Source organism: Arthrobacter sp. 05L45_2 (genome assembly GCF_056397525.1).
Map to the genome: position 1 here is coordinate 1 of NZ_JBFTNO010000066.1, position 13,875 is coordinate 13,875.

The 13,875-nt window shown below is 68.5% G+C and carries 14 protein-coding genes; 8 read left to right on the forward strand and 6 right to left on the reverse strand.

The genetic code is table 11. The features are described 5' to 3' along the window. Together AC1DHD_RS07350 and AC1DHD_RS07355 are read left to right on the forward strand one after the other, a co-directional pair. A partial coding sequence (locus AC1DHD_RS07350; RefSeq protein ID WP_476879084.1) for a lipid II:glycine glycyltransferase FemX occupies window positions 1-1,022 on the forward strand: 1,022 nt, incomplete at its 5' end. A 30-nt stretch (window positions 1,023-1,052) separates the two neighbouring features. After that, window positions 1,053-2,549, forward strand: a complete 1,497-nt coding sequence (locus tag AC1DHD_RS07355) for a threonine/serine exporter family protein (protein WP_476879085.1) — start codon at window positions 1,053-1,055, stop codon at window positions 2,547-2,549. A gap of 13 nt (window positions 2,550-2,562) precedes the next feature. Here the strand turns inward: AC1DHD_RS07355 and AC1DHD_RS07360 are convergent, their stop codons facing one another. Together AC1DHD_RS07360 and AC1DHD_RS07365 are read right to left on the reverse strand one after the other, a co-directional pair. Further along, window positions 2,563-3,402, reverse strand: coding sequence for a siderophore-interacting protein (locus AC1DHD_RS07360; protein WP_476879086.1), 840 nt, complete (start codon window positions 3,400-3,402; stop codon window positions 2,563-2,565). 25 nt (window positions 3,403-3,427) lie between these two features. Continuing rightward, window positions 3,428-4,207, reverse strand: a complete 780-nt coding sequence (locus tag AC1DHD_RS07365; RefSeq protein ID WP_476879087.1) for a uracil-DNA glycosylase — start codon at window positions 4,205-4,207, stop codon at window positions 3,428-3,430. A gap of 152 nt (window positions 4,208-4,359) precedes the next feature. Here AC1DHD_RS07365 and AC1DHD_RS07370 point away from each other — a divergent pair, with 152 nt between their 5' ends. The 6 genes from AC1DHD_RS07370 (at window position 4,360) to AC1DHD_RS07395 (ending at window position 10,205) form a co-directional block, all read left to right on the forward strand. After that, window positions 4,360-4,683 carry a DUF3263 domain-containing protein gene (locus tag AC1DHD_RS07370; RefSeq protein ID WP_476879088.1) on the forward strand — a complete coding sequence of 108 codons (324 nt, stop codon included), beginning with the start codon at window positions 4,360-4,362 and terminating at the stop codon, window positions 4,681-4,683. Between the two features lie 92 nt (window positions 4,684-4,775). Continuing rightward, window positions 4,776-5,390: a LytR C-terminal domain-containing protein gene (locus AC1DHD_RS07375; protein WP_476879089.1), complete on the forward strand. Its 615-nt coding sequence runs from the start codon at window positions 4,776-4,778 to the stop codon at window positions 5,388-5,390. A 171-nt stretch (window positions 5,391-5,561) separates the two neighbouring features. Continuing rightward, window positions 5,562-5,765 (forward strand): cold-shock protein, encoded by a 204-nt coding sequence (locus AC1DHD_RS07380; RefSeq protein WP_476879090.1) that lies wholly within the window; start codon window positions 5,562-5,564, stop codon window positions 5,763-5,765. A gap of 71 nt (window positions 5,766-5,836) precedes the next feature. Next, the gene (locus tag AC1DHD_RS07385; protein ID WP_476879097.1) at window positions 5,837-7,084 is read left to right on the forward strand and encodes an ABC transporter substrate-binding protein; all 1,248 of its coding nucleotides are present in this window, start codon (window positions 5,837-5,839) and stop codon (window positions 7,082-7,084) included. A gap of 297 nt (window positions 7,085-7,381) precedes the next feature. Further along, window positions 7,382-9,019 carry a chaperonin GroEL gene (gene groL, locus AC1DHD_RS07390; protein WP_476879091.1) on the forward strand — a complete coding sequence of 546 codons (1,638 nt, stop codon included), beginning with the start codon at window positions 7,382-7,384 and terminating at the stop codon, window positions 9,017-9,019. A 166-nt stretch (window positions 9,020-9,185) separates the two neighbouring features. Next, a complete protein-coding gene (locus tag AC1DHD_RS07395) occupies window positions 9,186-10,205 on the forward strand; it encodes an RNase H family protein (protein ID WP_476879092.1) in 1,020 nt (339 codons plus the stop codon). A gap of 94 nt (window positions 10,206-10,299) precedes the next feature. Here the strand turns inward: AC1DHD_RS07395 and AC1DHD_RS07400 are convergent, their stop codons facing one another. The 4 genes from AC1DHD_RS07400 to AC1DHD_RS07415 form a co-directional block, all read right to left on the reverse strand. Next, complete coding sequence (locus AC1DHD_RS07400; RefSeq protein WP_476879093.1) at window positions 10,300-10,587, reverse strand: WXG100 family type VII secretion target; 288 nt, start codon at window positions 10,585-10,587, stop codon at window positions 10,300-10,302. A 133-nt stretch (window positions 10,588-10,720) separates the two neighbouring features. Beyond that, window positions 10,721-12,250 (reverse strand): sensor histidine kinase, encoded by a 1,530-nt coding sequence (locus tag AC1DHD_RS07405; protein ID WP_476879094.1) that lies wholly within the window; start codon window positions 12,248-12,250, stop codon window positions 10,721-10,723. A gap of 2 nt (window positions 12,251-12,252) precedes the next feature. Then, entirely contained in the window at window positions 12,253-12,963 is a 711-nt protein-coding gene (locus AC1DHD_RS07410; protein WP_476879095.1) for a response regulator transcription factor, read from the reverse strand. Window positions 12,964-13,030: 67 nt separating this feature from the next. Continuing rightward, window positions 13,031-13,875, reverse strand: an 845-nt coding sequence (locus tag AC1DHD_RS07415; protein ID WP_476879096.1) for a DEAD/DEAH box helicase, incomplete at its 5' end; no start/stop codon positions are given.

Consider the following 13,875-nt stretch of genomic DNA (forward strand, 5'->3'; position numbering starts at 1 on the left):
ACGCACACGTCACCGCGAACCCCAACGGCGGGAATCTGCTTCAATCCGAAGCCTTCGCAGAGGTCAAACAGCACTTCGGCTGGAAACCGCTTCACCTGGTCTATGAGACGGCGGATTACACCAGCTACAACCTGGTCCTCGAGAAGTCCTTTCCGGTCCTCGGCAAACTCTGGTACCTGATCAAGGGCCCGGATGTGGCCTCGGTGGAGGACATCCCGGGCATCGCGGCGGCCAACGCCGAGTTCGTCAAGCGTGCCCGGCTCGGAGTTTTTGCCATCAAGATCGAGCCGGACATCGTCCTCTCCGACGACGCCCGCCGGGTCATCGAGGGCGCGGGGCTGGTCAAGACCCACAACCTGCAGCCCAACGACTCCACGGCGCTGCTGGACATCGCGCCGCAGGAAAACCAGCTGCTCCGCAACCTGCACTCCCGCGGCCGCAACGCCGTCCGCCGGGCCATCCGCGAGGGCGTCGAGGTCCACAACGTCGAGCCCACGGAGGAGAACTTCCRGGCSATGTACGCGCTGATGACSAACACSGTSGAGGCCAAGTCCCAGGTCCGSGTCCGSGAGTACGASTAYTACCGSCAGTTCTGGACCAACTTCSTGGMCCGCGGCCAGGGCCGCCTGCTCTTCGTCTACGAAAACGGTGTCCCCTCCGTGGGCGCCTTTGTGATCAATTACGGCCGCAAGGGCACTTACAAGGACGGCGGGTCCCTGCAGAAAAGGAGCCAGTACGGCGACTCGCACCTGGTCCAGTGGACGGCCATCAACCAGCTCAAGGAACTCGGCTGCACGGAATATGACTTCTGCGGCACACCGCCCAGCGACAAGCTGAAGGACACCTCCAACCCCTTCCACGGCCTGGGCCTGTTCAAGACCAGCTTCAGCAAGACCGTCACCGATTTCGTCGGCTGCTACGACCAGGTGCTGAGCCCGCTGAAATACAAGGCGTGGATGGCGGCGGGGGAGCGCGTCGCCCGCCAGTTGTACACCCGGCGCACGGGCCAGCAGTTCTACTAGACCGCCCCAGGGTGAAGTGAGGAGGCCGGAATGACAAAAACCCCCGACGGCCGCCGCGGGCCGCAGACCGACGGCCTGCCCAAGACCGAGCCGATGTCGCCCCTGCAGGTGCGGCAAAACGCCGCGGCCAAACGTATGCTCCGCCGGCTGGTCCAGGGTGAAAACCCGCCCACCGCGCCGCTGAGTATCGTGGACCGGCTCGCCGGCAGCCCGTACGCCAACCCGATGATCCAGGTGGGCGGCGTCGATGCCTCCGCCCGGAAAACCATTGACTTCGCCCTCAAACTCGCCGAATCCATGTTCCGTTACGGTGCCGGCGCCCTGGAAGTGGAGACCAGTATCATCGCCATCACCGCGGCGCTGGGGCTGAAGAACATCGAGGTGGACATCACCAACCAGTCGGTGGCCATCAACTACGCCCCGAAGGACCAGACCCCCATCACCCTGCTGCGGGTGGTGCGCTCGTGGACCAACAACTACGCCGGCCTGGCCGAAGTCCACCAGCTGGTCACGGACATCGTGGCCGGGGGTGTGGGACGTGAGGAGGCCGTGCGCCGGCTCGAAGAGATCACCCACAGCTCGAAACCCTTCCCGCGCTGGATGGTCACCGTGGCGTTCGGCGTGTTCTCCGCCGTCTTTGTGGGTGTGCTCGGAGGCGGGCTCGCTGCCTCGGCCGTCGCCTTCCTCTCCAACCTCCTGGTCAGCCTGCTCGCCCGGCAACTGGGCCGGTGGCGCACCCCGGACTTCTTCGTTACGGCGGCGTGTTCCTTTGTCGTCACGCTCGTCGCGCTGCTGCTGTGGCGGTTCGGCAGCCCCGTCGGGATCCAGATCGCCCCCGCCATCGTGGTGGTCGGCGGGATCCTGCTGCTGCTCCCCACGGGCCGGCTCGTCTCATCGGTGCAGGATGCGATCAACGGCTTCCCCGTCACGGCGGCCGGCCGGTTCCTCTCCACCATGCTCACGTTCGGCGCCCTGGTCTCCGGCATCGCGGTGGGCTTTGTGGTAGGTGCCATGACCGGGATGCGGTCCATCGACGTCACCGAAACATTCCCGTCGAGGTATCCGTTATGGGTGCTGGTCCTTCTGGTGGCGATCGCCGTCGTCGCTATCGGCGTCACCGAACAGACGTCCCTGAAGCTGCTGCTGCCGACGGCCGCGGTCGGTGTCATCGGCCACCTGGCCCTCATCGGCGGCACGGCTGCCGGCATCGGCCCCCGGTTCTCCCCGGCCCTGGCGGCTGTCGTGATCGGGCTCCTCGCCCGGGTGGTGGCGCTCCGGATGGGTGCCCCGCAGCTGGTGGTAGCCGTTCCGGCGGCCCTTATCCTGCTGCCCGGACTGACTATATTCCGGTCCATGTATGTACTGACGATCGAGGAATCGGCCATCCTGACCGGTGCCGTGGGGATGCTGAACGCCGGGGCCATCGTCCTGGGCGTCGCGGCCGGCATTGTGCTCGGCGACACGCTGGCCCGGCCCCTGACCCGGAGCCTGGCCAGCAACGAGCGGCGCCGGGCCCGGCGCCGCTAGGCGGGGGCCGGGGCTAGATCTTGCCGATCGGCAGTTTCTTCTCGGCCTGGAAGTCGTCTTCCACCCGCCCGCTGGCCCAGTAGCCGGAGAGCGAGACCTGCCCGCGTTCCAGGCCGCGTTCTGTGAAGAACACCTCGCGCAGCCCCTTCATGGAGCCGCGCTCCCCGTGGGCGAACACGTGGACGCGGCCTTCCGGCCACCGGGCGCCGCGCACGGCCTCCACCAGCACGCTGCTGTTCCCGGCCGGAACGCCGCGGCGCCTGAGCCAGTGGAGCTCCACGCCGGCGGGCGCCTCGAGAGTGAGGACGTCGGCGTCGTCGTCCACCTCGAGGAAGGCCAGGCCGCGGGCATCGCGCGGAAGGGACTCGATGGCCGCGCTGATCGCGGGCAACGCCGACTCGTCGCCGGCGAAGAGGTGCCAGTCGGCCGTCGGATCGGGGTTGTATCCGCCGCCGGGACCGGTGAAGACAAGCTCATCCCCGGGCCGGGCCGACGCGGCCCAGGGGCCCGCGAGCCCTTCGTCGCCGTGGACCACAAAGTCGATGGCGAGCTCGGCGGCCGCGGTGTCCACCCAGCGGACCGTGTACGTCCGGGTGTACGGCCACTGCTCGCGGGGATGGGATTCCCGGACCGCCCAGAGATCCAGCGGCTGCGGGTAGGAGACCCCGGGCTGCGGGAACGCAATTTTCACATACCGGTCCACGTACCCGTTGTTGACGTAGCCGGCGAAACCGGGACCGCCGGCCACAATCCGGACCATGTGCGGGGAGAGCTGCTCGCGGCGCAGGACGGTGAGGTTGGTCTGGGGCCGGGAGTTCCGGTTGGCGCTCGTGGCGGCGGGGACGCTGGTCATGCAGCTAAGCCTAGCCACAAACCTTTCAAGGCAGCGGCGGGAGCTCCCAGTCCACGGCGCCGCCACCCTGGCCCGCGAGCAGCTCATTGGCACGGCTGAACGGCCGGGAACCGAAGAACCCGCGCGAGGCCGACAGCGGGCTCGGGTGGGCGCTGGCGATCACCGCGGCGGACCCCAGCAGCGGCCGCACCCCTTCGGCGTCCTTGCCCCAGAGGATCGCCACCAGGGGAACCGGGCCGCCGTCGGTACCGGTCCGGTCCACCAAGGCGCGGATCGCGGCGGTCGTGACCGCCTCCCAGCCCTTGTTGCGGTGCGATCCCGCCGCTCCGGCCCGCACGCTCAGCACCCTGTTCAGCAGCAGCACACCTTGGTCGGACCAGCGGCCGAGGTCGCCGTGGACCCGCGGCGGCAGCCCCAGGTCGGCGTCGAGCTCTTTGTAGATGTTGGCCAGGCTGCGCGGGACGGGCCGGGTGGCGCCGTCCACGGCGAACGACAACCCCACCGCGTGCCCGGGCGTCGGATAGGGATCCTGGCCGACGATCAGCACCCGCACCCCTGCCAGCGGCTGCCGGAAGGCCCGCAGGACGTTCGACGGCGCCGGCAGCACCTCATGGCCGCTTGCGGCCTCGGTGGCAAGGAAATCCAGGACAGACCGGAGCTCCGGCTCGACGGGGCGCAGCGCCTCGGCCCAGTCCGTCGCCATCAGGCCGGCCAGCGGCAGGCCGGCGAGGGCGGCAAAGTCCGCGGCCTGGCCGCCTGCGGGCTCAACGTCGAAAAGGGTGTCGGGAGGAAACGAATCAGGCACCACCCCATTCTTGCAGGGCGGCCGAAGGCGCCGTTGGGACCCTCCCGCCCGTTGAATGACAAGCCTGTTATTCGGCCGTAACATAGGGGGAGTGCCGTCCCCGAAGACGCCCAGCCCCAACAACCCCATCCCCGACGAACTAGGAGTGCGCAGTGGCCGAAGCAGCACGCGAGTACCTGCCGGCGGAGGATGCCGACGCGGTGCGGACGGCGGTCTCCGAAGACTCGCCCCTGAGCAGCCGGGACCAGCAAATGCTGGCGCTGGAGCGGCAGTGGTGGAAGTATGCCGGGGCCAAGGAACAGGCCGTCCGGGAACTCTTCGATCTCTCCGCCACGCACTACTACCAGATCCTCAACGCCCTGATCGATACCGAAGCGGCCTTGGCCCACGATCCGATGCTGGTCAAGAGATTGCGTAGACTACGTACGTCACGACAACGTGCCCGCACGGCACGCCGTTTAGGCTCAGACGCGTAAAAACCGCGTAAGGCCGGTCCGGAAGCGCGGAAAGCCGCGCGGTTTCCGGCGTCGGGCCATCAGCCAGAAATCAGCAAGGACGTCGTTTTACCATGACCAAATATGCTCGGGACGAATTTGACCGGATCCCGGAGGCCTCCGCCCGGCAGGGTGTCCACCGTACCGTCTCCACCCCTTCCGCCCGCCGCCTGATTCCGATCCTGGCCGTCGGGGTGGCCGCCCTGGCCATCGGCCTGGTCGCTTTCCTCCTGCTGCCCAAGCTGGGCTTCGGACCCGGTACGGGCTCGCTGTCCGCGGACCAGGCCGGCAGCAACGCCGCCGCATCGCAGGCACCCAGCGCCGGGGCCAAGCCGTCGGCCAGCAGCAAACCGACCGCAACACCCTCACCGGCGGCCTCCACGCCGGCTGCGTCGGCCACACCGAGCGCCACCGTGGACAAGACTCAACCGGTGACCATCTACAACGGCACCGCAACAGCCGGACTCGCCGGCAGGGTCGCCTCCACCGTGACCGCCGCCGGGTGGACGCCCGGCCAGGTGGGCAACTGGAGCGGCGCGCCGCAGCAGACCTCCGTGGTGTTCTACAACGGCGCGGCACAGAAGGCCGGTGCCGAGGAACTGGGCTCCCTCCTGGGAATCAGCACGCTGGTGGATTCCGCTGATTTCCAGCTCCCGCTGGTTGTGGTCCTGGGGCCCGGCTTCAAGTAGGGCCACCGGCGTTCCGTTTCGGTTACGCCTGAATAACTATTCGCACGGCACCTGGGCACCGGCCGGGGGCCGGGTGGGAGGCTGTGGGTAGAGTGTCTGCGGACTTCGTTTCGCAGACTGCGGCGCACACTGGGGTGGGCCGCAAGCAAGCTAGCTGAAAGTGTGGAGAACATGGCATTGGGGACCGTCAAGTGGTTTAACGCGGAAAAGGGCTACGGCTTCATCACCGTGGACAGCTCCGGAGCGGACGTGTTCGTGCACTGGTCGGCGATTGCCGGCGAGGGCTACCGCGCGCTCGACGAGGGCCAGCGGGTGGAACTTGAAGTCGGCGAGGGCGAAAAGGGCCCGCAGGCCGAAAGCGTCCGGCCCGCCTAGTGGAGTTCCCCTCGACCGCGGCCGCCATCCGCCCCCTTGACCGCACGCCGAAGCTCAACCGCTATGGGCGGGTGGCCGCCGTTGGAGTGGCCACGGCGCTCGCCCTGACTTCCTGTGCCGGCTCCGGCGGCAATGCACGGGTGGAGGCAGTTGAAGCGGGCGGGGACGGAACGCTGCGGATCGGTCTGATCCTGGACAACACCGGCCAGCAGGACTTCCTCAACGCGCCCCAGCTGGCCGCGGCCAAGCTGGCCGTCAAGGAGATCAACGCGGCCGGAGGGCACAAGGGACGCCCGGTGGAACTGCTCCCGGCGTCGGTCGGCACAGACACCGCCGCCCAGGCCAAGACCCTCGTGGCGGCCAAGGCCGACGTCGTCATCGGCCCCACCGACTCCAGCCGGGCGGCGGCCGCGATCGACGTCCTGGCGCACGCCAAAGTAGCCATGATTTCCCCGGCTAACACCGCGCCGGGGCTGAGTAAATACAAGAGCGACGGCTACTACTTCCGGACCGCTGCTGCTGACATTGCGCAGGCCTCGGTGCTGGTCAAGCTCGCCAAGGACGGCGGCGCCAAGACCATCGCCGTGGTTCACGAGGAAGGCGACTACGGCAAGGAGGTGTCCGTGGCCGTCGCGGCCGCGGCGAAAGCCGCCGGCCTCGGCACCTCGGTCGACGCGGAGTTCACGCCGGGCCACGCCCAGCAGGCGGCCGCGGCTGCCAAAGCGGCCGCCCCGGACGCCGTCGTTCTGGTGGCCCGCGGCGGCGCGCAGGGGGCAATCGCCGAGCTGAACAACGCCGGCCTGGCCGGCAAGAAACTCATCCTCAGCGACGGCGCGGTCAACCAGTACGGGGACGGCCTCGGGGCCAAGGCGCTGGACGGCGCCCGGGGGATCCTCCCCGGCACCTTCCCCTCCGCGCACTTCCAGGCCGGACTGGTGGCCGTGGACCCGGGCCTGAAGGACATGGCCTTCGCGGCCGAGACCTACGACGCCGTCAACCTCGCGGCCCTCGCCGCAGCCGCTGCCGAAGACGACGCCGGCTCCTCGATCGCCGCCAAACTGGTCAGCGTCTCCGGCGGGACAGCGGCGGATGCCGGTGATTCCGGCAAATCCGGCGCGGCGACGGCCTGCGCGTCCTACCAGGACTGCATCACCGCCCTCCACGCCGGCAAACAACCCGACTACGACGGCGCCTCCGGGCCGATCAACTTCGACAGCAACGGCGACGTTACGGCCGCGGCCTACATGGTTTACACCTACGGGGCGGACAACAAGGCCGCGATGACCGGCAGCGAAACGGCCCGCAGCACCGGCTCCTGATCGCTCGTAGCGAAGAGCGCCGCCCGACGGCGGACTTCCACGCCTCCACTGCTTGCACTCTCCCCGGGGGAGTGCTAATTATTGAGTTAGCACTCCCGCGTATGGACTGCTAACCCGACGCCCGGTTCCGCCGGTCGCGGCGTGGTGGCGGGCTGACCGGGAGCGAGAGAAATACCTGGCTGGGGTGAGATCCCCGGCCCGGCGGCGTACAGAGGCTGCCGGGCAGGAATCGTCCGTCGCGGGCACCGCAGCTAAAGGTCCATTCTTAACGACTGTCCCGAAAGGACTACTGCCGTTATGGCCAAGATCATTGCATTTGATGAAGAGGCACGCCGCGGTCTTGAGCGGGGCCTGAACATCCTCGCCGACGCCGTCAAGGTCACCCTCGGCCCGCGTGGACGCAACGTCGTCCTCGAAAAGAAGTGGGGCGCCCCCACGATCACCAACGATGGTGTCTCCATCGCCAAGGAGATCGAACTGGACGACCCCTACGAGAAGATCGGCGCCGAGCTGGTCAAGGAAGTCGCCAAGAAGACCGACGACGTCGCCGGTGACGGTACCACCACGGCCACCGTGCTCGCCCAGGCCCTCGTCAAGGAAGGCCTGCGCAACGTCGCGGCCGGCGCTGACCCGCTGTCCCTCAAGCGCGGCATCGAGAAGGCCGTCGAGGCCGTCACCACCGAACTCCTGGCCTCCGCCAAGGAAATCGAAACCAAGGAAGAGATCGCCGCCACCGCGTCCATCTCCGCCGGTGACAACGAAATCGGTGCACTCATTGCCGAAGCCCTGGACAAGGTCGGCAAGGAAGGTGTCATCACCGTCGAGGAGTCGAACACCTTCGGCCTCGAGCTCGAGCTCACCGAGGGCATGCGCTTCGACAAGGGCTACATTTCCGCKTACTTCGTCACCGACGCYGAGCGCCAGGAAACGGTCCTTGAGGACCCGTACATCCTGATCGTCAACTCCAAGATCTCCAACGTCAAGGAATTGGTTGCTGTCCTCGAAAAGGTCATGCAGTCCAACAAGCCGCTGCTGATCATCGCCGAGGACATCGAGGGCGAGGCCCTGGCCACGCTGATCGTCAACAAGATCCGCGGCACCTTCAAGTCCGTCGCCGTCAAGGCACCGGGCTTCGGCGACCGCCGCAAGGCGCAGCTGGCCGACATCGCCATCCTCACCGGCGGCCAGGTCATCTCCGAGGAAGTCGGCCTCAAGCTTGAGACCGCCGGACTCGAACTGCTGGGCAAGGCCCGCAAGGTTGTTGTCACCAAGGACGAGACCACCATCGTCGAAGGTGCCGGCGACGCCGACCAGATCGCCGGCCGCGTCTCCCAGATCCGTGCCGAGATCGAAAACTCCGACTCCGACTACGACCGCGAGAAGCTGCAGGAGCGCCTGGCCAAGCTGGCCGGCGGCGTTGCAGTCATCAAGGCCGGTGCCGCAACCGAAGTTGAGCTCAAGGAACGCAAGCACCGCATTGAGGACGCTGTCCGCAACGCCAAGGCTGCCGTGGAAGAGGGCATCGTCGCCGGCGGCGGCGTGGCCCTGATCCAGGCCGGCGCCAAGGCGTTCGCCAACCTGCAGCTCGAAGGTGACGAGGCAACCGGCGCGAACATCGTCCGCGTAGCCATCGACGCCCCGCTGAAGCAGATCGCCTTCAACGCCGGCCTCGAGCCCGGTGTTGTGGTCGACAAGGTCCGCGGCCTGCCCGCCGGTCACGGCCTGAACGCTGCCACCGGCGAGTACGTCGACCTGCTGGCTGCCGGCATCAACGACCCGGTCAAGGTGACCCGCTCTGCCCTGCAGAACGCGGCCTCCATCGCCGGTCTGTTCCTCACCACCGAGGCCGTTGTGGMCGACAAGCCCGAGAAGGCCGGCGCCCCGATGGGCGGCGGCGACGACATGGGCGGCATGGGCGGCATGGGCGGTTTCTAACCACCCGGCCCTCAGGCCCTGAACGCCTGGCCTGGCAGGTTCCTGTCAGCGACGGCACGTTCGACGACGGCGGTCCCACTACTGGTGGGGCCGCCGTCGGCGTTAACAGCGGGCATCGGCGGCCCGGCCGGGCGGGGTGACGGCTTCCGTCTGGCAGGATGGTGCAGTGACGATTACAGCAGCGGCCGACGGTTCGGCCCTAGGAAATCCCGGCCCGGCCGGCTGGGCCTGGTATGTAGACGATGACTGCTGGCGTGCCGGCGGCTGGCCGCACGGGACCAACAACCAGGGTGAGCTGATGGCTGTCCTGGACCTGTTCCGGGCCACGGCACATGTCCCCGACGAGCACCTGCACATCCTGTGCGACAGCCAGTATGTGATCAACTCGGTCACCAAGTGGATGCCGGGCTGGAAGCGCAAGGGCTGGCGGAAGTCCGACGGCAAACCCGTGCTCAACGTCGAGCTGCTCAAGGAGATCGACCAGGCGCTCACCGGGCGCAAGTACACGTTCGAATGGGTCCGCGGGCACGCCGGCCACGAGCTCAACGAGGCGGCGGACGACCGTGCCCGGGCCGCAGCCACCGCCCACCAGCAGGGCGTGGCCGTGCGGCAGGGGCCCGGCTACGTCCGGGCCGGAGACAGCAGCGCAGCGGCCGCGGGCGAGGCCCCCCGGGTTCCGCAGCCGGTCGCCGCGGCCACACCTGCCGGCGCCGCCACACCCGCCGCCGGGTCCCGGGCCCCGATTGCAGAGCCCGCCCTTTTCGGTGAGTCCACCCTCTTCGCGGAACCCGACCTGTTCAGCGAGCTGGAAGAGGAATCCCGCGCCGCCGCGGCCGCCCCGGACCAGAGCCCGGAAGCACACGTCGAGGCGCTGGAGCGTGAACTGCTCCGCCCCGAAACCAGGGCCGACCTGGGCCGCACCGGAGTGCTGCTGCACCCGGACTTCACCGAGATCGGCAGCTCCGGACGGCTCTGGACCCGCGACGAAATGATGATGGCCCTTGAGGACGACCCCGGCATGGCCACCGACCTCGAACTACTGGCCGCCGACCGCCTAGGCGAGGACGCCGTGCTCCTGACCTACCGCAGCCACACCCGCACCGGGACGGCACTGCGTAGCTCGCTGTGGGTCCGTGACGGCGCCCAGTGGCGCCTCCGGTTCCATCAGGGCACCAGGGAGGCCTAGCGGCCCGCCTAAGGCCCGTTCCGCGGCCCGCAGAGTGGCAGCAGCGTGGCGGCGGGCCCGTGGGCTAGCCGCAGCGGCCCTGGCCTTTCGCGGGCTAGCTGAAGCGCTGGGCGTTGTTCAGCTCAGCCTGGGCGTAGCTGGCAGCGGCGGAGTTGAGCGCCAGGTTGATGGACGCCAGCGAGGCCTCCACCTTCCCCTGCGTCAGGGTCCACTCCGCCACCAGGGCCTGGAAGTTCGTGGCGGCTGATCCGCGCCAGCTGGCCTGGAGCTCGTCCAGGCCGTGCCGCATCGCCTGGACGTCGGCGCTGATTCTTTCGACCGTGGCCTGGACGTTGGCGGACTTGAGCTGGAGCAGTTCGGTGTCGACGGAGATGATGCTCACGGGAGGGCCTTTCGGGACGGGTGCGAATGCCCGGTATTTCCGGGTACTTTCAGCCTAGGCAGCCCGGCAGGGCCGTCCGTGCGGCCGTCTGCCCTATGTGGAAAAGCCCGTTGCAGGGACCCTTAGACCACCCTTAGACCGCCGTCGTATCCGCGGTGCCGGTCACGGCGTCGATGCCAGCCGTCCCGGCCTCGGCCGCCTCCGCCTCCCGGGTGTCCCCGCGCGGGGCGTCCGGGTCCGCCAGGAACGGGAGGCTGACCACCAGGGTGGCGCCGCCGCCGTCGGTCTGCTGGACGCGGACCGTGCCCGAATGCGAGCCGACGATGGCGGCCACAATGGCCAGCCCGAGACCGCTGCCGCCGGTTTCCCGGGTGCGGGAGGTATCCGCCCGGTAGAAGCGTTCGAAGATCCGTGCCGCCTCTTCGTCGGGGACACCGGGCCCGTGGTCCCGGACTTCAATGATGGAGTGGCGGGTTCCGTCGGCGTCGGCCTTGACACCTACGGCCAGCTCGAGCGGGGTGCCGTCCGGGGTGTACCGCAGGGCGTTGCCCACCAGGTTGCCCACCACCTGGCGCAGCTTCGCCTCGTCGCCCAGTACGGGGGCCGGGGCGCCGGTGCCGCCGTCGAGCCCGCGCAGGGAGATGACGCGGTTCCGGTCGCTGGCCTGGGTGTCCACCACGGCGTCGTGGGCGATCAGGAGCAGGTCCACGGGCTTTTGCTGGAGCGGACGCTGCTCGTCGATGCGGGCCAGCAGCAGCAGATCCTCCACCATGGTGCCCATCCGGATGGCTTCGCTCTCGATCCGCCCCATGGCGGTACCTACGTCCTCGGGCGTGGCCAGGGCGCCGTGCCGGTAGAGCTCGGAGAACCCGCGGATCGTGACCAGCGGGGTGCGCAACTCGTGGCTGGCGTCGGCGGCGAAGCGGCGCATCCGTTCCTCCGAGGCCATCCGGGCGGCGAAGGCGGTTTCGATGTGCGCCAGCATGGCGTTGAGAGACCTGCTCAGGCGGCCCACCTCGGTGTCCGGGTTGCCGACCTCCACGCGGCGGGAGAGGTCGCCGGCGGCGATGGCCGCAGCGGTTTTCTCCACCCGGGCCAGCGGCCGGAAGGAGCGGGTGACGGTCCACGTGGCGATGAAGAAGGCCAGCACCAGTGTCAGCAGCCCCACCCCGACAACCACCAGGATGGCATGCTCCATCACGGAATCCACCGGGTAGAGCGGCAGCCCGATCACCACGACGGCGGAATGCTGGTTGCCGTCCAGGACGATGACGGCCACCACCCGCCAGTTGCGTCCGTCGGTGCCGCGGACCTGGAACGGGGCCTCGCCGCGCTCGTGGGCGTCCTGCGGCGTGATGCTATCGATGGAGGGGTGCGAGCCCTTGCTGCCGCCCAGGACGTAGCCGGGCTGGCCGGGGCTGAAGAGCATCAGCGAATAGTCGGTGGGAACGTTCGGGTTCTGGTCCTGCAACTGGCTGARCGACTGCTGCTGGCGGGCCGTGTCCACGGCGGCCTTGAGCTTGTCATCGACCTGGCCCTGGAGGTAGCTGTGGAGCAGGGCGAGCGTGCCGGCGCCCGTGGCGGTCAGGGCCACAAGCATCAGCGCCATCATGATCGCAACCAGCTGCGACCGCAGCGACGCCGCCTTCCACCGGTGCAGCAAGGTCAGCGCTTCTCGGCCGTCCGGAGCACGTAACCCACGCCCCGCTTGGTCTGGATCAGGGCCGGAGCCGCAGGGTCGATGTCCACCTTGCGCCGGAGGTAGGAGATGTAGGACTCCACGATCGAGGCGTCCCCGTTGAAGTCGTACTCCCAGACGTGGTCCAGGATCTGGGCCTTGGAGAGGACGCGGTTCGGGTTGAGCATCAGGTACCGGAGCAGCTTGAACTCGGTGGGGGAGAGTTCGATGACCGTCCCGCCGCGGCGCACCTCGTGAGCGTCGTCGTCGAGCTCCAGGTCATCGACGCGGATGACGGCGTCGTCGTCCTGCAACGGCTGCGTGCGGCGCAGGACCGCGCGGATGCGCGCCACCACCTCATCGAGGCTGAACGGCTTCGTGACGTAGTCGTCGCCGCCGACGGTGAGGCCGGTGACCTTGTCCTCGGTGTCGTCCTTCGCAGTCAGGAACAGCACGGGGAAATGCTTGCCCGCGGCGCGCAGTCTGCGGGTCACGGTGAATCCGTCCATGTCGGGCAGCATCACGTCGAGGACGGCGAGGTCCGGGGCGTGCAGCTCCGCCGCGGCAAGGGCGTCGCGGCCGGTGCCGGCGGAGACCACTTCGAACCCGGCGAAGCGCAGCGAGGTAGACAGCAGCTCCCGGATGTTGGGTTCATCGTCGACGACGAGCAGCTTGGCTTCGGGACCGTTCTTTTTCATGATTCCCATGATGCTCCCAGACTCTGTGAGTTTTCTGAAAGCCGGATGTGTGTTGAATGGGCGTCTGCTAGCCGCCGGCGCCGACGTCCTTGGCGTCCATGATCCGGTAGGCGTAGCCCTGCTCGGCCAGGAACCGCTGGCGCTTCGCGGCGAAGTCCTGGTCCAGGGTGTCCCGGGCCACGAGGGAGTAGAAACGGGCGGCCCGGCCGTCCTGTTTGGGCCGCAGCAGCCGCCCGAGCCGCTGCGCTTCCTCCTGCCGCGAGCCGAACGAACCGGAGACCTGGATCGCGACGGACGCCTCCGGCAGGTCGATGGAAAAGTTGGCCACCTTCGAGACCACGAGGGTCTTGACCTCGCCGGCGCGGAAGGCGTCGAAGAGCCGCTGGCGTTCCTTGACCGAGGTGTCGCCCTTGATCACGGGCGCCTTCAGGCGCTCGCCGATCTCATCCAGCTGGTCGATATATTGCCCGATGACCAGCAGTTGCTCGCCCGCATGTTCGGCCACGAGCCGCTCCACGATGCCGGTTTTAGTCTCGGATGTGGCGCACAGCCGGTACTTGTCCGCGTCCTCGGCCATGGCATAGGCCACCCGTTCGTCCCGGGGAAGGTCAACCCGGACTTCGACGCAGTCCGCGGGTGCGATGTATCCCTGCGCCTCGATGTCCTTCCACGGGGCGTCGTAGCGTTTGGGGCCGATGAGGCTGAAGACCTCGCCCTCGCGGCCGTCCTCGCGGACCAGGGTGGCGGTCAGGCCCAGCCGGCGGCGGGCCTGCAGGTCCGCGGTCATCCGGAAGATCGGGGCCGGCAACAGGTGCACCTCGTCGTAGATGATCAGGCCCCAGTCATTGCCGTCCACCAGTTCCAGGTGCGGGTACAGGCCGCCGCGCTTGGTGGTGAGGACCTGGTAGGTGG